This window comes from Kosakonia sacchari SP1, from assembly GCF_000300455.3.
Taxonomy (GTDB): Bacteria; Pseudomonadota; Gammaproteobacteria; order Enterobacterales; family Enterobacteriaceae; genus Kosakonia; species Kosakonia sacchari.
The window spans coordinates 3,825,370-3,846,576 of record NZ_CP007215.2; the positions used below are offsets into that span (position 1 = coordinate 3,825,370).

Here is a 21,207-nt window from a genome sequence, read left to right on the forward strand (position 1 = left end):
CACTTCCTTAACTGTTTAATCCCCGGCAGCGATACCGGGGATGGAAATTACCTACTGATGTGCAAAGAAATCATTCGCGTTGCATCGCGGCGGCAACGCTGTAGCGCCGGCAAACGAGCAACGTGAAATGGAATCACCTTAGAAATCAACATTGACGCCCAGTTGCCATGTCCGCCCCGGCATTACCGCCAGCGCTTTGTCATACGCATTCTGGTTGGTGGTCTCTTCCTGGTTACGGCTGTTCAGGTAATCCCAATATTTACGATCGGTGATGTTGTAAACGCCGCCGTTAATTTTGATGTTTTTCGCCACTTGCCAGTACGCCGTCCAGTCGAGCAATCCATAGCCCGGCACCCGCATATATTCCGTGCCGGATTCGCCCAGTGCCCCGCCAGTATTACTGTAGGTTTGACGGTTGGTAGCAGTGGCTTGCTTACCTTTGACGAAGGTGGCAGTCAGCGCCGTACCGTAGCGTTTCGCCGGGTCATCCCAGGCAACGCCGACAATCGCTTTCATTGGCGCGACGCTATCAAGATCGATGTATTTGTCGCCCAGATAGCGCGATTTCGCTTTCCCTTCGCTGTAGCCATATGCCAGCGTGGCGCTCAGACCATCGACCTGTTCAAACCAGGTGCCAAAGTTAAATTTCGCGCTAATTTCGCCGCCATAGATAAAAGCTTTATCGCGGTTTTCCGCCTGATAGGTGGTGTAGATGTTAGATGGCACGTTGGTGAATTTATCCGGGTTACCGGAGCGGGTGTAACGGGTATAGGCGATAAAGTTTTTATAACTGTTGTAGAACAGCGCCGTGCGCAGCGTTACGCCCTCGGTCACCTCGCCTTTCATGCCCCACTCAAGGTTATCGCTGGTTTCGGTATCCAAATCCGTATTCCCGATAAGCGCATATTGCCCGCGCCCTGCATAGCTGGAACCCAGGTTCCAGGAGCCATACAACTGGCTGGCGTTGGGGAACTGCGCGCCGCGTTTGTATTGCAGGTATGTCATCAGACGCGGCGTGAAGTCGTACTGGAAGGTCAGCGATGGCAGCAGTTGTGTGTCGGAATTTTTACCGTACAGGGAGGACACATCGGCTTCGTCCAGCACGCTGCTATTGGCGGTCAGGCTGGAGAGGTTTTCCGGTTTTGTCGACTGATGAACCACGCGCACGCCGGGAATGATGGCGAAGTGGTGGCCATCGGCAGTGAAATTAAGCTGATCCTGCAGAAATGCGCCTAACGTGTAGCTGCGGCTATCGGCTTCCGGCTGCATGATCTCGCTAAAGTCGCTCGGGACCGGTGACTGGTTAAACGGACGCTCGGTTTTACTGGTGCTGGCGTTAAAACCGGCGCTCAGATCGTGACGTCCGAATGTTTTCGCCAGCGCATTCTGAATGCCCCAGGTATCGGTGTCGTAATTGGAGTAGACCGTTTCCATGGTCGCCGTGACACTGTCCGGCATATAAGTGCGGTCATGCGCTTCGGTGTGCTGGTAATAGACTTTGCTGGACATGCTGTCCAGCCAGTCGTTAATCGGCGTCCAGTCATCTTTCAGACTCACGCCCCAGCGGCGCGTCTGGCTGGTTTGCTGTGCGTCGCCAAGGATGGCGCTGCCGGCGTTGTTCCACGCATCGTAGTGGGTGTGGTTGGTTTTGTGGTAGTAATCCAGCGTACCGGTGAATTTATGCGCGTCATTCGGTTGCCAGATGCCGGAAGCCATCATCGCATCTGAGTGCCAGTTCGCTGGATAGGTGTCAACCGTACCGCTGTTATTGCGGGTTTGCTGACCATCGCGACGGCTATAGACCATGATGCCGCGCAGGGTTTCGTCCCCTGCGGCTCCCGTCACGCCGTTGTGCCAGCTGCGATCGGCGGAGTCATAATCGCTCTGGTAACCAAAGTAGGTCTCTTTGCCAGGGCGCAGGTAATCATCCGCCGATTTCGGGCGGAAAGAGACCTTGCCACCAATGGAGGTGTTAGCTTGCTCGGTACGGGTCGCGCCGGACTGGATATCAACGCTGCCGTACATATACGGATCGATATAATCGCGGCCAATGCCAAAGGTGTTAAGGCCTGCACGGCTTACGTAGCTGCGCCCGGTGGCGTCCGGCTGCGGAATGCCGTCAACATCGATGCCGACGCGGTTACTTTCCAGGCCGCGAATGTTGTAGCCAGTGTACCCGCCGCGATCGAAGCCGCTTTTGCCGTTTCCGGAACCGCCGCTTGCGCCCGTGGCGCTGATGAGCGGTTCATAACGCATAATGGAGCCAAAATCTTTCGCGCCTTTGTTTTGCAGATCCTGAGCACTGAGGGAATGCGAACTGCCGACTTTTAATGTCGGTGCTGGTGCGGTGACGAGCATCTCCTCAGCGTTATCTTGCTGAGCGCCACTGGAAGCTGTCGATGAGGTGTCGTTATCCACCGCAAATGCGGAGGGTTGATACAACGCTGCGAGTAATGAAGTGACCAGCACACGCTTGTTAAAGCGCTGCAGGGAAAGGTGCGATTTACACATATTGTCTTGTAAGCCTTAGAATTTATTAGTATCAGGCTCACGTATGACTTCCAGGAGACCGCGGAAGATTGCAGTCAGCGCAAAAGAGTTGCAGGTTATTGTTATGTTATCGACACCGAAGATAATGATAACAGTTATCATTTGCAATAAATTTGTTTTACCGTCCAATTTTCAGCGGTATGAGTTTTATGCTCCCTTTATCATTCGCGCCAGGAGACAGTAACAATGAATAAACCGACCATCACTTTGCACTACTGCTCACAATGCAACTGGATGTTGCGCGCCACCTGGATGGCGCAAGAATTGTTGCACACGTTTAGTGCGGATCTCGGTTCCGTCACGCTGATACCGGGCACTGGCGGGATTTTTGTCATCGATGTTGATGGCAACGTGATTTGGGATCGCAAGCTGGATGGCGGTTTCCCTGATGCGGCAGAGTTAAAGCGCCGCGTGCGCGACTACTGCTTTCCGGAAAAACCGCTCGGGCATGTGGAAAAGAAAGCTGAGTAACTCTCTGCGCCCGCATGGCTTGCGGTGCGTAACGACAGATGCGCGCTTCAGCGGCATTGATAAGCAGTAAAACCAACCAGCAGGCGTCAATTTGCGTTCGATAAAGCAACCTGGCCGCGAAGATACACGCGAGTTGCTTACTGGTTTTTCTGTTAACGGACTGAATAATCGATAAAAAGGCCGCCGTAGCGACCTTTTTATTTATTTCTTCACCGGCTGGGGTTTTTTATCACCCGATTCCGGCGCTTCACGAGGATCATCTTTTTCAATACAGAGCACAAAACCTCCTCTTGTCGCCTTCAGTTCACTCACTATAGATCCTCCGCCGCCATAGAGGCCAAGCGGCAGGCGAAAAAACAGCCCATCAAGCGCGGTTGCCGCTACGATACTGTTTTGTTGAAACTCCTGGGATGGATGAAATTTAGACAAATCATCAATAACATCAATGTGTTAACGATAAAAAAATTCATTCGAAAAGATCGGTTTATTTCATCATAACTCGCTGTTTTATAGCGCTTTTCTTGTTGAAATTCGTTAATAATTAGCACGCTTATTGTTAGTAACAAAGATGCAATTGCACGCCTTCAGGCGCAACGCGAGTTTGCTGGGCCTGAAGGTTGTTTTTTATGCATTTTCAATGCGCTGAAGAGTGTTCTGCTCGTGTTCGTAATGACGAATGGCTGAAGGCTCCACGCTGCTTTTAGCGGAACAACATTAAACGGATAGTTCACTCCGTTTAAGAAGCACAACGCCGATAGAGAAGTGAAAAGGGTTTACTGATTATTTTCTTTTGGGGTTGTTTGCGATTGGCCATTTTGTGCACGAGACGTTTCTTATAAGGGGGAAGATGTAAACCAACTGCTTCGGTAAAATTAATAGTGATTATTTCGCAGGGATGATGAAAATATTCAAGTAAATTAGCAGGCAAACTTCGCGCCAGGTGTTCAGGTCTGGTGGTAATTCTCTCACCTTCCTCGTCATCATTTTTATTCATTCATACCTCATTAAATTTATCCGTAAAAAAAATAAACCAGCCGTTTCCGGCCCGCTGCCGTTCCGAACTTTACAGATAATAAAAACAACTAGCGAAACGGCTATTTCTGAGCGCCACCGTGGCTATTTTTACCACCTTTTTTACCGGCTTCGGATGCACGTTCGGGGTCATTTTTAAAATTGCCGCCGCTGTGCTGGCCACCTTTACGCCCCGCTTCGGAAGCTTTCTCGCGATCTTCTGCGAAATTACCGGAACCGCCTCTATGTTCGGCCATGTTATATCTCCACATCTCGTTTTAGATATAATCGATACGGTTAATAATCCATATCGATCGCGTTGAAACCTTAAGTCTGGCTATTTATACCAATTAGTCAATTGATCGCCGCAAAATATATCAATCTAAAAATAAAAACCCTGATAGAAATATTTAAACACATATGTTGCATTCAAAAATAAATCTTTATAATTATAAGCGGGTTACTAAAGCTTTACTCATCTCATAAAATTAATGATGTGATGAAATGTGTAAATAAAATGGTAGGGATAAATATTTTGTGCACACTTATCTTATGACACACAAATATTGTGGAGATAAATCATGCATACAGAACACCAACGATGCGCCGAAGCCTGTTATCAATGTGCTGCGGCTTGTGAACACTGTGCGCTTTCTTGCCTGCAGGAAGAGAATATCGACATGATGCGTGAATGCATCAAGCTGGACGTACAATGTGCCGCCCTGTGTCGGCTTGCCGGTCAATTTATGGCGCTGGAAAGTGTGCATTTACCCTCGCTCTGCCGGATTTGCGTCGATGTGTGCAAAGCCTGCGCGGAAGAGTGCAGCAGGCATCAACATCAACACTGCCAGCAGTGCGCTAAACGTTGCCGGGCTTGCGCACAAGCCTGTCTGCAAATGGCGGCGTGAAGTAACCTGCGAAAAGGGGAGCAGCATTGCTCCCCCTTCCGGTTTTATCAATACCAGGCGTTTATCAGCGCAAACCCCAGCGCAGTCATTAAAATCGATCCCGTTACATGCACCAGCACGGAAGCAAGCGCCCAAACGTAGTTGCCTGTTTGCAACTGGGCAAAAATCTCCAGAGAGAAAGTGGAAAAGGTGGTCATACCGCCGCATAAACCGGTGGTGATCAGCAGTCGCCAGGTAGGATCAAGATGCGGCTGGCGGGTAAAAAATGCCAGCGCGCCGCCAATAATCAGCCCACCGAGTAAATTTACCAGCAGCGTGCCGGGTGGCAGATTGGGAAACAGCGTATTTAAACGAATCGCGAGTAGCCAGCGGATCACGCAGCCTGCAGAACCACCAATAATTACGGCAAATAAAGATTTCAGCATGTTTTTCCTCATCAACAAAAGTGCGAGGCATGCAGGGAACAAAAGAAAAACGCCCGACATGCCTCATGACAGAGACATACCAGGCGTCATCAGCTTCTCAGTGAAGCGGTTGGGTCAGGTGGAACGCCATCACCTGAGCACGCATTGTTGACGATTTCTCACGTTCGGGCAAGTTACAGTAAGCCTAAGTGTTCAACCAGAATCGAGCTGCCGATAGAGATAAGCACAACACCGCCGAGCACTTCCGCCCATTTACCGATCGCCGTGCCAAGGAAGCGCCCCAGCAGCATACCGGTGGTGGCCATGATGGTGGTCGCAAGGCCAATCATCAGCGCCGTTGTCACAATGTTCACATTGAGAAACGCCAGACCGACACCGATGGCCATCGCATCAAGGCTGGTAGCGATAGCGGTGGTAACCAGCAACCAGAAACCATGGCGACGCGGTGCTTCTGCCTCTGCATCCGTGGTTTTACTCAGACCTTCTTTCATCATGCGCACGCCAAGCGCAAACAGCAGTACAAAGGCTATCCAGTGATCCCACTGCATGATGTACTGGCTGGCGGCTAAACCTGCGGCCCAGCCGATAATCGGGGTAATGGCTTCAACAACGCCAAAAATTAATCCGGTGCGTAGCGCTTCGCTCATCGGAGGGCGTTTTAACATCGCCCCTTTACCGATAGCAGCGGCAAAAGAATCCATCGACATACCGAAGGCAAGAATAGTAATTGCGTAAAAACTCATTGCTGACCCTTAAATGCCCTCAGACAAGGGCAAAAACGCAGACGCTGCGAAAAGAGCGGCAAGGATGCCACAGCTAAACCAAAAACGCAAAAAATTGCTTATTAATCATAAATATATAGGTATTGCTATGTTTTATAGCGCTGGCTATGTCAGACGGCGATCCTCTCATTTGGCTGGTGAATTGAAGGCAATGTGGCATTTGTTTTTGTTATATTATAACATTTCATTTCATAACAAATGATAACCAGGGAGCGCAATATGATCATGAAGAAATCGGCCTTTGTACTTGGCATGGGAGTGCTGCTAATGAGCGCGCCGACGTTGGCGCATGACCACCACCACGGCAAACCGCTTACAGAAGTGGAGCGTAAAGCCAGCGAAGGCATTTTTGATGATAAGGACGTAAAAGACCGGGCATTGTCCGATTGGGACGGGATCTGGCAATCCGTGAACCCGTATCTGCTCAGCGGTGCGCTTGATCCGGTGCTGGAGAAAAAAGCAAAACAAAGCGGTAAAAGCGTTGAAGAATACCGCGCCTATTACCAAAAAGGTTACGCCACCGATGTAGAGATGATTGGCATAGAAAACAATATGATGGAGTTTCACGTTGGCAAAACGGTCAATTCCTGCCGTTATGATTATGCGGGCTATAAAATCCTGACCTACGCCTCCGGGAAAAAAGGCGTGCGTTATCTGTTCGAATGCAAAGACGCGCAATCAAAAGCGCCGAAATATGTGCAGTTCAGCGACCATATTATCGGCCCGCGCCAGTCGCAACATTTCCATATTTTTATGGGCAACGAATCGCAAGAAGCGCTGCTAAAAGAGATGGATAACTGGCCGACATATTACCCGTACAATATGACCAAAGCGCAGATTGTCGACGAAATGCTGCATCACTGATGGTTTCACCGCGGGCGAACTAGCCTCTCGCCCGCGGGTAACAATCATCACGTGCATTTTTATGCCGTTCTCTTAACCGTCAATCTATTCGCCCTGGCTGATTAACACCGGCCACAACTGTAGCGTCGTGTCGATAATCTGCTGCAGTTTATCCAAACTGGCGCCTTCTCGCGCGCTGACCGACATTCCATGGATAATGCAACTTAAAAAAAGCGCGGTGGTTTGCACATCGGTTTGCGCCGGGAGCTCACCACGCAACTGGCGCTGCAGTAAAAAGGCCAGCAGCGTTTGCTCCTGCGCCGTTTGCCGTTCCCGGATGGTGTCGGCTATCGGCTCCGACGCCGCAGAAACCGTGGAAGACGTATTGATCAAAAAGCAGCCTGCCGGGGTATCGCTACCGGCAAAACAACTGGCTAAGGCTTGCAGATAATCGCGCAGCGCCTGCTCAACCGTTTTCTCCTCACAGAAAAGCGCTGCCCGATGCTTGGCGGAAAACCGTGCCATATAGCGATCCAGCGCGGCTCTGAATAACCCTTCTTTACTATTAAATTCCGCATACAGCGTCGGCGCTTTTGCACCGGTGGCTTCAACCAGGTCTGCCAGCGATGTGGCTTCATAACCATGTTGCCAGAACAGCATCATCGCTTTATCCAGCATTGCGTCGCGGTCAAAAACTTTTGGCCGTCCGCGACCTTTTCGCGTACAGCATGTGACGTCGGTTGCCATTGTTCCTCCCTCGTTCACATCAATTTAGTTAATAATCATTATAAAAACATTGCAAAGCGGCTGACCAGCAGAAATTTTTCTAAAAAATACGCGACTTATCCATATGAATAAAAAGATATTTTTAATTATTTAAATGATCATTATAAAAATAGCATTGACGAGTGACACAGATCACACTTATTATTTACCTATCGATCGTTAAGTTAATACTTACGACCTCATACAAATCCAGATTCAGAAGGTAAAAATTATGAAAACCATCAAATCCCTGATCGCAGTCGCTGTACTTAGTTCCCTCTCTTTCGCAAGCGTAGCCGCCGTAGAAGTGCAGTCCACTCCGGCTGACCAACAAAAAGTGGGCGTGATTTCTGCCAATGCCGGCACCAATCTCTCCTCTTTGCAAAGCGAACTGGCGCAGAAAGCCGATGAAATGGGTGCAAAATCATTCCGCATTACTTCCGTGACCGGCCCGAACACCCTGCACGGCACCGCGGTGATTTACAAATAAGCTCTGCCGCATAAAACCGGCATTCACAACAGATGTTGAATCGGGCGTTCTCTCGCCCAGCACAAATTAAAATTTAAGGAATACCATTATGAAAACCATCAATTCACTTGCTGTCGCTACCGTGCTTTCCGTCCTGTCATTTGGTGCTTTCGCTCAGAGCGTAACCGCCACTGCTTCTACGCTTGACGAAGCAGAATCCTTAATTGCCGCCAAAGCACAGCAGGCTGGTGCTTCATATAAAATCATTGAAGCCAACACCAATAATAATGTTCATATGACGGCTGAGCTGACCAAATAAGTATGCCTGGTGGAACACTGCTCTCTAAGCGCCTGCGGGCGCTTTTTTTATAGCTAAAACGGTATGTTGCGTAGCGTGAATATCAGGAAGGAAATGTTGAGAGGTCAATGCAGCTCACTAGCGGTATAATTTTTTGGTTTGAACGGGGTGTTAATTTCCATAGCATTTATCACACCCCGGTTAAATTACTGAACGGGATTACGTGGATCGATTCTCAAATGTGTATCACCGTTAGTGTTCATATTGGCGTAATTAGCCGCAATTAATGCCAGGCCTTTGTAATCAGCAATACTGTCAGCTCTGGAAGATACGAGTGCCGCACTTGACTTCCACAGGAGATTTACGCGCTTATTTTTCAGATATACCTTAGCGTCGTATGCGTTAAGTGCTACCGCTGTTCCATATGATGTATTAGTGACTGTTGTGTCATATGCCCCGGTAATTCCATAGGTTGGTGTGTAGACCGTCGTTGCACTGCCTGTCGTGTTCGACGTTAAGTTACCACCACCGAGATAGTTATATGTCGTATTGGCATTGCCGTATGTCGTAGCTGAACTAATACCGGTCTGGCCATAGACTGGAACAGTAACATTACGAGTGCTGGTCACCGCCCCACTTCTTGCAAATCCTAATAAAATTCCCTGATCGGCTTTTTCCGGTTCGTTAACTTGTACATACCCCTGACGTGTCAGCGATGCAGAAACGACGGCGGCGATTTGATTGTATTCAATCTGGTTAGCGTCATACATCGCTTGACTGGCTGGCAGGATAATGAAGCGCTTCCCTACACTCTGGCCTGAGGATAGCGCATTTACCGTTACAAGTGGTTGTTGAGCGCATCCACTTAAAATCGAAATAGACAAAAGAGCTATAAGTTTTCTCATCACGATCATCCCTATCAATAAAATAGCGATAAATTCAACATGCACATATGATGTTATGAAACCGACCATTAATATACACGCCACGTATTTAATTTGCGCGTACCATATTGAAGTGTTGCTAAATACAAAATATATATTTATCGGGAAAAGATGAGATATTTCCGATCTACGTTCTGCCAGCTTCACGGAATACAGCACTGGGTTAATTAATCCAGCCTGCTGTTAATTCCATAAATGGGACGCCGACAATAAAGCAAAGGGCATGATATGACTTACGCCACGTTACGCTTTGAATGTTCAACACGGAAAAATTCCAGGTCGTTCAAAACAGGATCACTTAAGTATAATTTATTGATTTTAAACAAGAAAAGATGGTGCCGATAATAGGAGTCGAACCTACGACCTTCGCATTACGAATGCGCTGCTCTACCAACTGAGCTATATCGGCCCTGCGATGTGTTCACGAGCGTGAATCACGGAGTAGAAGGTTAAAACTAAGCGGGTGATGCGTCAATGCCCTTGGGAATCAAACGGCTACTTTTGCATCACCCTTTTTCAATTAAGCACGAATCGTGTCGTCGCCGAAACCAATCCACTTATAAGTCGTCAACGCTTCCAGCCCCATCGGACCACGCGCGTGCAGCTTCTGCGTGCTAACAGCGACTTCCGCCCCCAGGCCAAACTGTCCACCGTCGGTAAAACGCGTAGATGCATTCACATACACCGCAGAGGAATCCACTTCGTTGATAAAGCGGTCTGCATTGCGCAGCGTACGCGTCAGGATGGCATCAGAGTGCTGAGTGCCATGCTGGCGAATATGATCGATGGCATCATCCAGCCCCGCCACGATTTTCACATTCAGATCCAGCGATAAAAACTCGTCGTCATACTGCTCCGCTTTTACCGCCTCCACTTTCGCCGGGCCGTTTTGCAGCAGCGCTATCGCCTGCTCATCCGCATGCAGCGTCACGCCACTTTCCGCCATCTGCTTACTCAGCGCGGGCAGGAATTGCTGCGCGATCCCCTGATGCACCAGCAGTGTTTCCACCGTGTTGCAGGTACTGGGGCGTTGGGTTTTCGCGTTAACGATGATCTTTAACGCCGGATCAATTTCCGCAGAGTCATCAACCAGAATGTGGCACACGCCGATACCACCCGTGATCACCGGGATGGTCGACTGCTCGCGGCACAGCTTATGTAAACCAGCGCCACCGCGCGGGATCAGCATGTCGATGTATTTATCCATGCGCAGCATTTCATTCACCAGCGCGCGATCCGGGCTTTCGATAGCCTGCACCGCACCGGCTGGTAAGCCGCACTCTTCCAACGCCTGCTGAATAACTTTTACCGTGGCGGCATTGGTGCGCCAGGTCTCTTTGCCACCACGCAGGATCGCGGCGTTACCAGTTTTCAGGCACAAAGAGGCGACATCCACCGTGACGTTTGGACGCGCTTCATAAATCACACCAATTACGCCCAGCGGCACGCGACGGCGCTCAATGCGCAGGCCACTGTCCAGCAGACCGCCGTCAATCACCTGGCCTACCGGATCCGCCAGTTTGCACACCTGGCGCACATCGTTGGCGATCGCGGTTAAGCGCGCCGGGTTGAGCGCCAGACGGTCAAGCATTGCCTCGCTCAGCCCATTGCGGCAAGCTTCCAGCAGATCCTGTTCATTTGCGAGCAGGATCTCATCCGCCTGCGCTTCGAGATAATCAGCGATTTTTTCCAGCACGCGGTTCTTCTCACGACTGGAGAGCAATGCCAGCTTGTATGACGCTGCTTTCGCAGCGATGCCCATTTGTTCCAGCATACTTCTGCTCCTTAACGGGTAATCATGTCGTCGCGGTGCACCGCGACAGGGCCATATTCGTAGCCCAGAATGGCGTCAATCTGCTGTGAATGTTGCCCGGCAATGCGACGCAGCGCATCGCTGTTATAACGGCTTACACCGTGGGCGATATCGCGGCCTTGCAGATTACGAATGCGGATCACTTCACCACGGGAAAAGTTGCCTGTCACGCTTTTAATCCCTTTGGGCAACAAGGAACTGCCGCGTTCCAGAATGGCAGCAGTTGCGCCTTCATCAACGGTGATTTCACCGGCAGGCGGCGCGCCAAAGATCCAGCGTTTACGGCTCTCCAGCGGCGACTCCTGGGCGTGAAAGCGCGTGCCGACGGAAATCCCTTCGACAACATCGCCAATCACGCCAGGCTTACTGCCCGCAGCGATAATGGTGTCGATCCCCGCGCGGCAGGCAACGTCAGCCGCTTGCAGCTTGGTGCCCATCCCGCCCGTACCGAGGCCAGAAACGCTGTCCCCGGCAATCGCGCGCAGCGCATCGTCAATGCCGTAAACGTCTTTAATCAGTTCCGCATCCGGGTTGCTACGCGGATCGGCGGTAAACAGGCCTTGCTGATCGGTCAGCAGCAGCAATTTGTCAGCACCTGCAAGGATCGCCGCCAGCGCAGAGAGATTATCGTTATCGCCGACTTTGATTTCCGTGGTGGCAACGGCGTCGTTTTCGTTAATTACTGGCACGATATTGTTATCGAGCAGCGCACGCAGCGTATCGCGCGCATTGAGGAAACGCTCACGATCTTCCATATCGGCGCGCGTCAGCAGCATCTGCCCAATATGAATCCCGTAAATGGAAAACAGTTGTTCCCACAGTTGAATCAAACGGCTCTGCCCTACCGCCGCCAGTAGCTGTTTCGACGCGATAGTCGCGGGCAGTTCCGGGTAGCCCAGATGCTCGCGCCCGGCGGCAATCGCGCCAGACGTCACAATTACAATTCGGTGCCCGGCGGCATGTTGCTGCGCGCACTGGCGCACCAGTTCAACAATATGGGCGCGGTTCAGGCGACGGGAACCGCCCGTTAAAACACTGGTACCGAGTTTTACCACCAGCGTCTGGCTGTCACTCATGATTCTCTGCCGTTTTTTAAGGAAATATAAGGAAAGTAAATCGTCGTCAGACGTTGTAACAGGAGTCAGAGCGATTGCCAACTGCCAGAGCTGTCAGCCTACTTTTTTGTTGCGCGGGATCAGCAAGCGTAGCGGCAGGATTTGACACTTTTATGGCAAAAACAAAAAAACACAACTTTTTAAAAATATTCTTAATTTGTCATAAATCTTTAATTTCGCAGCGTTAAAACCCTTCCTGTTTTTCACGGGGCGTATGCCCAGCGAATATTAGCGCGTTAGTCAAATCAGGAATCAAAATGAAAAAGAGCACTCTGGCATTAATGGTGATGAGCGTTGTCGCTTCTGCTTCTTCTGTTCACGCAGCGGAAGTTTATAACAAGAACGGCAACAAACTGGATGTGTACGGCAAAGTGAAAGCCATGCACTACTTCAGTGACGATACCACCAACGACGGTGACAAAACTTACGTGCGTTTCGGCTTCAAAGGCGAAACACAGATTAACGATCAGCTGACCGGGTTCGGCCGTTGGGAAGCTGAATTTGCTGGTAACAACGACGAAACCAACAACAACAACTCAGCGACCAGTCAGAAAACCCGTCTGGCGTTTGCTGGTTTGAAAATCAAAGATTTTGGTTCTATCGACTACGGTCGTAACCTGGGTGTGCTGTACGACGTGGCTTCCGTAACGGATATGTTCCCGGAATTCGGTGGTGACGGCCTGGCCCGTACCGACAACTTCATGACCAAGCGTACCTCTGGTGTTGCAACTTACCGCAACACCGACTTCTTTGGCATGATCGACGGACTGAATATGACCCTGCAGTACCAGGGTAAAAACGAAAGCAACCGTGCGGTTAGCAAACAGAACGGCGACGGCTGGGGTACTTCACTCTCCTATAACTTCGGCGGTAGCGCGTTCAGCCTGATTGGCGCGTATGCGAACTCTGACCGTACCACCGCGCAGAACACTGCAGCGTTTGGTCGCGGCGAGAAAGCCGAAGCCTGGGCAACCGGCGCGAAATACGACGCTAACAACCTGTACATCGCCACCATGTACGGCGTCGCTTACAACATGACACCTGTATCTGCCGCAGCGAGCACCGGGCTGGGTTCAGGCTTTGCTAACAAAACCGAGAACTTTGAAGCGGTTGTCCAGTACCAGTTCGACTTCGGTCTGCGCCCGTCTCTGGGCTATGTCCTGACCAAAGGCAAAGACCTGGAAAAAGGCGTTGGCGACGAAGATCTGGTTAACTACATCGACGTTGGCGCAACTTACTACTTCAACAAGAACTTCTCTGCGATGGTTGACTACAAAATCAACCAGCTGAAAGACGACAACAAACTGGGTCTGGCGAACGACGACGTTGTTGCCGTTGGCGTGACTTACCAGTTCTAAGTTGCAGTAATTGTAATACCCCTCGTTATATCGAATGCCCTCGCAAGAGGGCATTTATTTAACCTGACTCAGGTAAAAGGCCGGGAAACTGCGGCCAGGCCCGATAAGCGCAAGCTATCGGGCATTTTTTATGCGGGGAGTTACGCGGTGAGCTTCAATTGTTCTTTGAAGTTTTCGGCAGGTTCAAGCTTCAGTTCAAGTGAGGCCAGCAGGGTTTTCGCACGTTCGTGAAAATCGCGCAGCGTGTGCTCTAATCGATCGGTAACTTCCTGATCTTTTATCGCCGTGGGTTTCCATTGCCCTTCTTTATCAAAAAGGCCGAACTGATAACGGTAGGTAAAACGCGTCTCCTGCGCTTCCATTTCCATCCACCAGCCCCAGAACTCTCGTTTTTCCGGCGCGGGCTTAACATTCACGCAAACTGCCAGGCAATCAAAGAAAAAACGGTTCTCTTCGCATTGCTCTTCGCGGATATAAGGCCCCAGCGCAGTAAACTTTTTAATCAACCTGCTTCTCGGATGTCCACTCGGTAACGTCATTGCGATCTCCTTTTGTGAAGCAACTGTTTTACCAAACCGATAGAATTTATCAATCTATTAACGGAAATGATGGTTGATCCATCCGGTTATTTGTTGCAACGCCTTATCAAAATTTCGATAAACCGGGTTAAACGGGATCTCCAGCAGTTTGCCGTTGCCAGATGACGAGGTGATTAAACGCGACTCCTCCTCCGGGCTGAAGGGATCGTTTTGCCAGTAACCGGAAAGCATCGGCGTGGGGCAACGTCTGCCGAGCAAACCCTGAGTTTTCAGCGAGTAGCGATTCAACTCCACGCGCAGCGCCTCGTCGGAAGCATCGTGCATCCCCAGGCGGCTGGCGAGCACATCCAGATACATCTCCGGCACGCGTCCCTGGCGTTGCGGGTCGCTCAGCAATGCATGCACCACTGGCCCAAGGCAAGCCACCGCTTTCAGGCGCGAAGATTCAAGGTATGCCAGGCGCACCGCCACATTCGCGCCAAAGCGAAAGCCAAACGCCGCCACCCGCGTGTGATCGACCCAAGGAATGTTCGGCAGCGCCTGCAGCGCATGCTGGTGCAGCAGGCTGGAGTCCTGAGTCAATTTCCACTTCGAAGAGAAGCCAACCGACGGCATATCCAGCGTCAGCATTGCGATGCCTTGCGGCGCGAAATAGCGTTCAAACAGGGTGTAATAGTCGCTTTGCAGGCTATCCAGCCCGCCGCACATTAATACCGTCGGGAACGGGCCATTGCCAGACGGCATGTGCAGAAATCCGGTGACCGGCGTGCCGCCGGGAATGGCGAACTGCAGCTCTTTGATCTCCCCCGGCAGACGCTGCACCGCCTCTTCATACGCGCGATTCGCCAGCGCTTGTGCCTGCTCCGCCAGCGAATCACCTTTAATATGAGGATAAGCGGCAATGCTGAACAAACTGGACGCATGCAGCCAGTGTTTGCCACTGATCTCTGGTGCGGGTTCCTGCATCGCTTTTTGCTGCCACAACATGGCCTGCACGGACCATTCATAGATCCAGTTGCCATTACGGTAACCCACCACCGTGTCGTACAGCTCCGGGTCGGTACGTTCAGCCTGGCTCATCACAATGCGCGCCTGCACTTCGAGGATCTCTCGCGGATCCACGCCGCGCCAAACCCACATCAGCCGGTTGAGCATGCGATACCAGTGCGGCACATTTTTGCCATCGAGTGTCGACTGTATCGGCGATTGCGCGCCACGATTAAACCGGCGTACCAGCGTGGAAGTTTCCGGGTGCTTGAAGCGGGGTTTGAATAACGTTTCGCTAAGATTGGGCTGTGACATTGCGCGCAGGCTCCATGTATCTATCACCGGCGGTTATTGTAACCTGTTGCGCGCTAAAAAGAACAACGCCCGGCAAAACCGGGCGTGAGCAAATGTTTCAAAGCAAAATTAACGGCCGCTGATTGGCGGCACAAATACCACGCCCATATCCCACGGCTGCTCAATCCAGGTGTCCTGCGGGATATCAATCACGTAATCGTCCACCAGCGGGCGACCTGCCGGTTTGGCGAAAATAGTGACGAAATGCGCTTTGGGATACATTTCACGAATCGCGACAGCGGTACCGCCGGTGTCCACCAGATCGTCGATCACGATAAAACCTTCACCGTCACCTTCTGCGCGTTTCAGCACGGTCAGCTCACGTTGGTTGTCGTGGTCGTAGCTGGAGATACATACGGTATCAACATGACGAATGCCCAGCTCACGCGCCAGCAGTGCGCCTGGCACCAGACCACCACGGCTTACGGCAATAATGCCTTTCCATTGTTCTGAAGGCATCAATCGGGCGGCCAGTTTGCGTGCGTGAATCTGCAACATGTCCCAGGTGACGACGTATTTTTCGCTCATGTGAAGTGTCCCAGCCTGTGTTTTACGGCTTAAAAATTATTCGAGGGGGAAATAGGTTGCGCGAGATTATAGAGATCTGAAGCGCTAAAAACCAGTATTACCCGGCATTACCGGCGCTTTTTCCGCGCACTGGTGCTCGCAGCGCGGCAATAAAGTGGTATTCTCAACGCCATCTCGCAAGCTAATCGCTTGCGATGTTCGTTTATTTAACCCTGTGACCTGCAAGGTATGTTGCGCAGGCTCTTCGTAAGGAGACTCATCGTGTCTGAACTGTCTCACCTATCGCCACAGCCGCTGTGGGATATTTTTGCCAAAATTTGTTCTATTCCGCACCCGTCCTACCATGAAGAACAACTCGCCGAACACATTATGGGCTGGGCGAAAGAAAAGGGGTTGCATGCGGAGCGCGACCAGGTTGGCAACATTCTGATCCGTAAACCAGCCACCGCGGGCATGGAAAACCGCAAGCCGGTAGTTCTGCAAGCACACCTTGATATGGTGCCGCAGAAAAATAACGACACAGTACACGATTTCACTACCGATCCGATTCGCCCGTATGTCGACGGGGAATGGGTTAAAGCGCGCGGCACCACGCTCGGCGCGGATAACGGCATCGGCATGGCTTCCGCGCTGGCGGTGCTGGCAGATGACAGCGTTGAACACGGTCCGCTGGAAGTGCTGCTGACCATGACCGAAGAAGCGGGCATGGATGGCGCGTTTGGTCTGCAACCTAACTGGTTACAAGCGGATATCCTGATCAACACCGACTCTGAAGAAGAGGGTGAAATCTACATGGGGTGCGCAGGCGGTATCGATTTTATCACCACCCTGCCACTCACCCGCGAAGCCGTACCGGGCGGGTATGAAACCTTTAAGTTGACGCTGAAAGGGCTGAAAGGCGGCCACTCTGGTGCCGAAATTCATGTCGGTTTAGGTAACGCCAACAAACTGCTGGCGCGCTTCCTGGCCGGCCACGCGGCGGAGCTGGATCTGCGCCTGCTGGATTTCACTGGCGGTACGTTGCGTAACGCGATTCCACGCGAAGCAATTGCTGTTTTCGCCATTCCGGCAGACAAAGCCGCGCAGCTGAAAACGCTGGCCAGCGAATATCAGGCAATCCTGAAAAACGAGCTGGAAGCCAAAGAGAAGAATCTGGTGGTACTGCTGGACAGCGCAAGCAGCGATAAAGCGGCGCTGACCACCGCCTCGCGCGATATGTTTGTGCGCCTGCTGAACGCGACGCCGAACGGGGTTATTCGCAACTCTGACGTCGCCAAAGGCGTGGTAGAAACCTCGCTGAACGTGGGCGTGGTAACGCTGCAAGACGACAACGCCGAGATCATCTGCCTGATCCGCTCGCTGGTAGATAGCGGGAAAGATTATGTGGTGAGTATGCTGGAATCACTGGGTGCGCTGGCAGGCGCGAAAACCGCGCCGAAAGGCGGCTACCCTGGCTGGCAGCCGGACGCGCGTTCACCGGTGATGGCGCTGGTACGCGAAACTTATCAGCGTCTGTTCAATAAAACCCCGAACATTCAGGTGATCCACGCGGGTCTGGAGTGCGGTCTGTTCAAAAAACCGTACCCGGACATGGACATGGTATCGATTGGGCCGACCATTACCGGCCCGCACTCACCGGATGAGCAAGTGCATATCGAAAGCGTAGGCCATTACTGGACCCTGCTGACCGAGCTGCTGAAAGCCATTCCGGCGAAATAAGCCTGTTGTCCGCGCCGCCCGGCGCGGACATTTTCCTCAACTTTACACTGCCTTAAATGCCATCCCTTTAAACGCGCGCAGCGGGTTTCTCCCCGTTCAATCTGCTGGTGAAACAATCGACGTTCCGATTTCAGCCTCGCGCGTCAGCGTCCTTTATTTGTTCCAGATGATGAGCAATCAGTAAGGTTGCCAGCCGTTTATTAGAAAGATTTTCTGAAGCGAGATGGCAAAGAGAATTGTCCGTATCTCCTTTAATATGTGAGCAAATAAAAGAGATCGGCAGACGAAATCCGGGGCTATATGAGAAATATCAGAGCCTGGAGAAATGCTTTTGCAGTAACGTGGAATAAATGTCGGGGACAACAAAGAAGCGTGTAATAGATCCGTAGCGTAATTTTATAGCCCCAACACCAGTTGCCGTTCCAGTTGCGGATCGAGCAGCGTGACATGCAACCCGACCAGCCGGACACCGCGCCCGCTACGGCGGTCATTCCAGGTTTTTTGCGCCGTCGCCAGTAAATCCTCTTTATTTAAGCGCGGCCAGACATGCTCCTGAGTCGTAAGCTGGAAATCATTAAATTTCAGTTTTACTCCCTGGCGAGCAATTAACAGATCCGGTTTCACTTTTGCTAACCGCCGCTCAAGCTCAGGGTACAAATGTTCAATAATCGCTTCGCACTCTTCCCAGCTGTGAATATCTTCCGCCAGCGTCCGCTCCACGCCCACGGATTTACGCAGCCGTTCGCTGTTAATTTCCCGCTCGTCAATGCCCTGGCTGCGCTCCCATAAAATACGGCCAAATTTACCAAAGCGTTTAAGCAACATGGCCAGGTCGCTCTTTTGCACATCTTCACAGGTCCGCAGCCCGAGCGTTTCCAGCTTTGCCGCTGACACCTTCCCCACACCGGGGATTTTGCCGAGCGGTAACGTGCGCAGAAACGCCGGGACATCAGCAGGAGTAATCACATATTGCCCGTTGGGTTTGTTGAGATCGGAGGCAATTTTGGCGAGAAACTTCACCGGCGCAACGCCCGCCGACGCAGTCAGTTGCGTTTCATTAAAAATGGTCTGGCGAATTTCCTGCGCCATCAGCGTCGCCGAACCGTGGCAGTGCGGGCTATCGGTAACATCAAGGTAGGCTTCATCCAGCGAGAGCGGTTCAATAAGCGAGGTGTAGCGGGAGAAGATATCGCGGATCTGGTTAGATGCTTCTTTATAAGCGTCAAAACGGCCGGACAACAACGTAAGGTGCGGACAAAGTTTAAGCGCCATCGCTGTTGGCATCGCGCTGCGTACGCCAAACTTGCGCGCCGGATAGTTCGCCGTGCTGATCACGCCGCGTTGTACCCGGCTACCGCCGATAGCGATGGGAATATCGCGCAGGGCTGGGTTATCGCGCATCTCTACCGCCGCGAAAAAGCAGTCCATATCAACATGTATGATTTTGCGCATGCGTACGCCCTCACAGAACACTGGATAAGCATACAGCACATTTACAGCAATTGAGAAGCCAGCATGTAAATTCGGCGAAAAGAGGGGAATATAAGCGGCAATTCAGGCTTTTTACTCGCATAATAGTCGCCAGCTTTCGGCCAAGCGTTTGATACGTAATCCTCAATCTTCTTTGCGCGAGACAAAAGCGAAGCCAATGAAAAGGCAGCGTGAAAGACGATGTAGATTGGGGCTTGCGAAAAAATGCCGTAATGCTAATGTGGGCGCTCCAAAACAGAATAGTCTGAATTTTGGGCTTCTTTTGCCGTCCTGGCAATGTGGTATTAGCTTTATCAAGGAAACAAGTAGTATGCGCAAAATCGCATTATTTATTGCGATGCTTCTGCTTCCGTGCGTCTCTTTTGCTGGCCTGGTGAGCAGCAACGGTTCAGTAACGCCGGTCAGCAAAGAATATAAGCAGCAGTTGATGGGGTCGCCGGTTTATATCCAGATCTTCAAAGAAGAGCGCACCCTTGATCTTTACGTCAAGATGGGCGAGCAATATCAGTTGCTCGACAGCTACAAGATTTGTAATTACTCCGGCGGGTTGGGCCCCAAGCAGCGCCAGGGTGATTTTAAAAGCCCGGAGGGTTTCTACTCCGTGCAGCGCAGCCAGTTGAAGCCGGATAGCCGCTTCTATAAAGCCATTAATATTGGGTTTCCGAATAACTACGATCGCGCCCACGGCTATGAAGGCAAATACCTGATGATCCACGGCGCTTGCGTATCTATTGGCTGCTACGCGATGACGGATTCCGGTATTGATGAGATCTTCCAGTTTGTTACCGCCGCGCTGATCTTCGGGCAGCCGAACGTGCAGGTAAGTATCTATCCGTTCCGCATGACCGACGCCAATATGCAGCGCCATAAATACTCAACCTATGCGGATTTCTGGAAGCAATTGAAGCCGGGTTATGACTACTTCGCCACCACCCACCAGCCGCCGGTTGTCTCGGTCGTGGATGGTCGCTATGTGGTTAGCAAGCCGCTGAACACCGCTGTTCAGCCGCAGCTGGCGTCAAACTACACGCTCCCCCAGGCAAAATAATGCCCACTCACCTGGCATAATCTTTTGCCAGGTTTCATTGCCGGTTAACGGCTGGGTGGCAATCACGGTAACCACATCATTTGGTGTGGTTTCCCGCTGAAAATCAATTTCCACATCCTGATCCAGCAACTTCGCCACGCCAAACGGCGCACGACGGGTGATCCAGAACAGATTGGTCGAACAAAACGCCATCACATAACGCCCGTCCGACAGCAGCATATTAAAAACGCCCTTCTCGCGCAGCTCCGTGGCCAATGCCGCAATGTATTTAAACACCGCCGCCATATTGCCCGGTGTGCGCGGGTAGCGTTCGGTCAGCTTGTGCAGCAACCAGCAAAAACCTTTTTCGCTATCGGTTTCGCCAATCGGGCGGAAATTACCGGTCTCCAGCGATTTATAACCCGTAAGCTGCCCGTTGTGCGCATAGGTCCAGTTGCGCCCCCATAGTTCGCGGGTAAACGGATGGGTATTTTCCAGCGCCACTTCGCCACGGTTCGCCTGGCGAATATGGGCAATCACTGAACGGGATTTAATCGGGTAGTCCTGCACTAATTTCGCAATAGGGGAATTAAAACTCGGTTGCGGATCTTTGAACGTGCGACAGCCCTTGCCCTCGTAAAAGGTAATGCCCCAGCCATCTTTATGCGGCCCGGTTCCGCCGCCACGCTGGACGAGACCGGTAAAACTAAAGCAGATATCGGTTGGCACATTTGCGCTCATACCGAGCAGTTCGCACATACACACCCCCACACAGCGCCCTTATCAGAGAAGGCGTAATTGGTGCAGCCA

22 protein-coding genes, 1 tRNA gene and 1 riboswitch are annotated in these 21,207 nt (G+C 51.4%); of the genes, 8 read left to right on the forward strand and 15 right to left on the reverse strand.

Translation table 11 applies throughout. The features are described 5' to 3' along the window. Positions 1–138: 138 nt before the first annotated feature. Positions 139–2,511 (reverse strand): TonB-dependent receptor domain-containing protein, encoded by a 2,373-nt coding sequence (locus C813_RS41145; protein WP_017458794.1) that lies wholly within the window; start codon positions 2,509–2,511, stop codon positions 139–141. Between the two features lie 225 nt (positions 2,512–2,736). Here C813_RS41145 and C813_RS41155 point away from each other — a divergent pair, with 225 nt between their 5' ends. Continuing rightward, positions 2,737–3,021, forward strand: coding sequence for a SelT/SelW/SelH family protein (locus C813_RS41155; protein WP_017458792.1), 285 nt, complete (start codon positions 2,737–2,739; stop codon positions 3,019–3,021). A 736-nt stretch (positions 3,022–3,757) separates the two neighbouring features. On the opposite strand, the gene C813_RS47220 is transcribed toward C813_RS41155, so the two are convergent. Beyond that, on the reverse strand, positions 3,758–4,015 hold the full coding sequence (locus tag C813_RS47220; protein ID WP_148661080.1) for a hypothetical protein: 258 nt from the start codon (positions 4,013–4,015) through the stop codon (positions 3,758–3,760). 100 nt (positions 4,016–4,115) lie between these two features. Then, on the reverse strand, positions 4,116–4,289 hold the full coding sequence (locus C813_RS41160) for a con-10 family general stress protein (protein WP_017458791.1): 174 nt from the start codon (positions 4,287–4,289) through the stop codon (positions 4,116–4,118). 324 nt (positions 4,290–4,613) lie between these two features. Between C813_RS41160 and C813_RS46555 the strand changes: the two genes are divergently transcribed. Further along, positions 4,614–4,940, forward strand: coding sequence for a four-helix bundle copper-binding protein (locus tag C813_RS46555; RefSeq protein WP_071908181.1), 327 nt, complete (start codon positions 4,614–4,616; stop codon positions 4,938–4,940). A gap of 47 nt (positions 4,941–4,987) precedes the next feature. Here C813_RS46555 and crcB read toward each other — a convergent pair whose 3' ends face one another. Next, a complete protein-coding gene (gene crcB, locus C813_RS41165; protein ID WP_017458790.1) occupies positions 4,988–5,365 on the reverse strand; it encodes a fluoride efflux transporter CrcB in 378 nt (125 codons plus the stop codon). A gap of 73 nt (positions 5,366–5,438) precedes the next feature. Further along, a riboswitch (Fluoride riboswitch) is annotated at positions 5,439–5,508 on the reverse strand. A gap of 30 nt (positions 5,509–5,538) precedes the next feature. After that, positions 5,539–6,108 (reverse strand): manganese efflux pump MntP, encoded by a 570-nt coding sequence (mntP, locus tag C813_RS41170; protein WP_017458789.1) that lies wholly within the window; start codon positions 6,106–6,108, stop codon positions 5,539–5,541. A gap of 258 nt (positions 6,109–6,366) precedes the next feature. On the opposite strand from mntP, the gene zinT reads away from it, so the two are divergent. Further along, complete coding sequence (gene zinT / locus C813_RS41175) at positions 6,367–7,011, forward strand: metal-binding protein ZinT (protein WP_017458788.1); 645 nt, start codon at positions 6,367–6,369, stop codon at positions 7,009–7,011. A gap of 84 nt (positions 7,012–7,095) precedes the next feature. Here the strand turns inward: zinT and C813_RS41180 are convergent, their stop codons facing one another. Continuing rightward, positions 7,096–7,737 carry a TetR/AcrR family transcriptional regulator gene (locus C813_RS41180; protein WP_017458787.1) on the reverse strand — a complete coding sequence of 214 codons (642 nt, stop codon included), beginning with the start codon at positions 7,735–7,737 and terminating at the stop codon, positions 7,096–7,098. Between the two features lie 250 nt (positions 7,738–7,987). Between C813_RS41180 and bhsA the strand changes: the two genes are divergently transcribed. Together bhsA and C813_RS41190 are read left to right on the forward strand one after the other, a co-directional pair. Further along, positions 7,988–8,245: a multiple stress resistance protein BhsA gene (bhsA, locus tag C813_RS41185; RefSeq protein WP_017458786.1), complete on the forward strand. Its 258-nt coding sequence runs from the start codon at positions 7,988–7,990 to the stop codon at positions 8,243–8,245. A gap of 88 nt (positions 8,246–8,333) precedes the next feature. Beyond that, positions 8,334–8,543 (forward strand): YdgH/BhsA/McbA family protein, encoded by a 210-nt coding sequence (locus C813_RS41190; RefSeq protein ID WP_017458785.1) that lies wholly within the window; start codon positions 8,334–8,336, stop codon positions 8,541–8,543. Between the two features lie 185 nt (positions 8,544–8,728). On the opposite strand, the gene C813_RS41195 is transcribed toward C813_RS41190, so the two are convergent. The 4 genes from C813_RS41195 to proB form a co-directional block, all read right to left on the reverse strand. Continuing rightward, positions 8,729–9,496 carry a hypothetical protein gene (locus tag C813_RS41195; protein WP_017458784.1) on the reverse strand — a complete coding sequence of 256 codons (768 nt, stop codon included), beginning with the start codon at positions 9,494–9,496 and terminating at the stop codon, positions 8,729–8,731. A 303-nt stretch (positions 9,497–9,799) separates the two neighbouring features. After that, positions 9,800–9,875 (reverse strand) — tRNA-Thr (locus tag C813_RS41200). 111 nt (positions 9,876–9,986) lie between these two features. Further along, positions 9,987–11,240, reverse strand: a complete 1,254-nt coding sequence (gene proA, locus C813_RS41205; protein WP_017458783.1) for a glutamate-5-semialdehyde dehydrogenase — start codon at positions 11,238–11,240, stop codon at positions 9,987–9,989. Between the two features lie 11 nt (positions 11,241–11,251). Beyond that, positions 11,252–12,355, reverse strand: a complete 1,104-nt coding sequence (proB, locus tag C813_RS41210) for a glutamate 5-kinase (RefSeq protein ID WP_017458782.1) — start codon at positions 12,353–12,355, stop codon at positions 11,252–11,254. Positions 12,356–12,651: 296 nt separating this feature from the next. On the opposite strand from proB, the gene phoE reads away from it, so the two are divergent. Beyond that, positions 12,652–13,752 (forward strand): phosphoporin PhoE, encoded by a 1,101-nt coding sequence (gene phoE / locus C813_RS41215; RefSeq protein WP_017458781.1) that lies wholly within the window; start codon positions 12,652–12,654, stop codon positions 13,750–13,752. Positions 13,753–13,892: 140 nt separating this feature from the next. Here the strand turns inward: phoE and crl are convergent, their stop codons facing one another. The 3 genes from crl to gpt form a co-directional block, all read right to left on the reverse strand. Further along, positions 13,893–14,291 carry a sigma factor-binding protein Crl gene (crl, locus tag C813_RS41220; protein WP_017458780.1) on the reverse strand — a complete coding sequence of 133 codons (399 nt, stop codon included), beginning with the start codon at positions 14,289–14,291 and terminating at the stop codon, positions 13,893–13,895. A gap of 57 nt (positions 14,292–14,348) precedes the next feature. Further along, the gene (frsA, locus tag C813_RS41225; protein WP_017458779.1) at positions 14,349–15,593 is read right to left on the reverse strand and encodes an esterase FrsA; all 1,245 of its coding nucleotides are present in this window, start codon (positions 15,591–15,593) and stop codon (positions 14,349–14,351) included. 108 nt (positions 15,594–15,701) lie between these two features. Beyond that, complete coding sequence (gpt, locus tag C813_RS41230; protein ID WP_010427903.1) at positions 15,702–16,160, reverse strand: xanthine phosphoribosyltransferase; 459 nt, start codon at positions 16,158–16,160, stop codon at positions 15,702–15,704. A gap of 261 nt (positions 16,161–16,421) precedes the next feature. Here gpt and pepD point away from each other — a divergent pair, with 261 nt between their 5' ends. Then, the gene (gene pepD / locus C813_RS41235) at positions 16,422–17,879 is read left to right on the forward strand and encodes a cytosol nonspecific dipeptidase (protein ID WP_017458778.1); all 1,458 of its coding nucleotides are present in this window, start codon (positions 16,422–16,424) and stop codon (positions 17,877–17,879) included. A gap of 396 nt (positions 17,880–18,275) precedes the next feature. Here pepD and dinB read toward each other — a convergent pair whose 3' ends face one another. Then, positions 18,276–19,331 carry a DNA polymerase IV gene (gene dinB, locus C813_RS41240; RefSeq protein WP_017458777.1) on the reverse strand — a complete coding sequence of 352 codons (1,056 nt, stop codon included), beginning with the start codon at positions 19,329–19,331 and terminating at the stop codon, positions 18,276–18,278. A gap of 349 nt (positions 19,332–19,680) precedes the next feature. Between dinB and dpaA the strand changes: the two genes are divergently transcribed. Next, a complete protein-coding gene (gene dpaA, locus C813_RS41245; RefSeq protein ID WP_017458776.1) occupies positions 19,681–20,418 on the forward strand; it encodes a peptidoglycan meso-diaminopimelic acid protein amidase in 738 nt (245 codons plus the stop codon). On the opposite strand, the gene C813_RS41250 is transcribed toward dpaA, so the two are convergent. Then, on the reverse strand, positions 20,389–21,156 hold the full coding sequence (locus C813_RS41250; protein ID WP_017458775.1) for a class II glutamine amidotransferase: 768 nt from the start codon (positions 21,154–21,156) through the stop codon (positions 20,389–20,391). The genes dpaA and C813_RS41250 overlap by 30 nt on opposite strands. Positions 21,157–21,207: the final 51 nt, after the last annotated feature.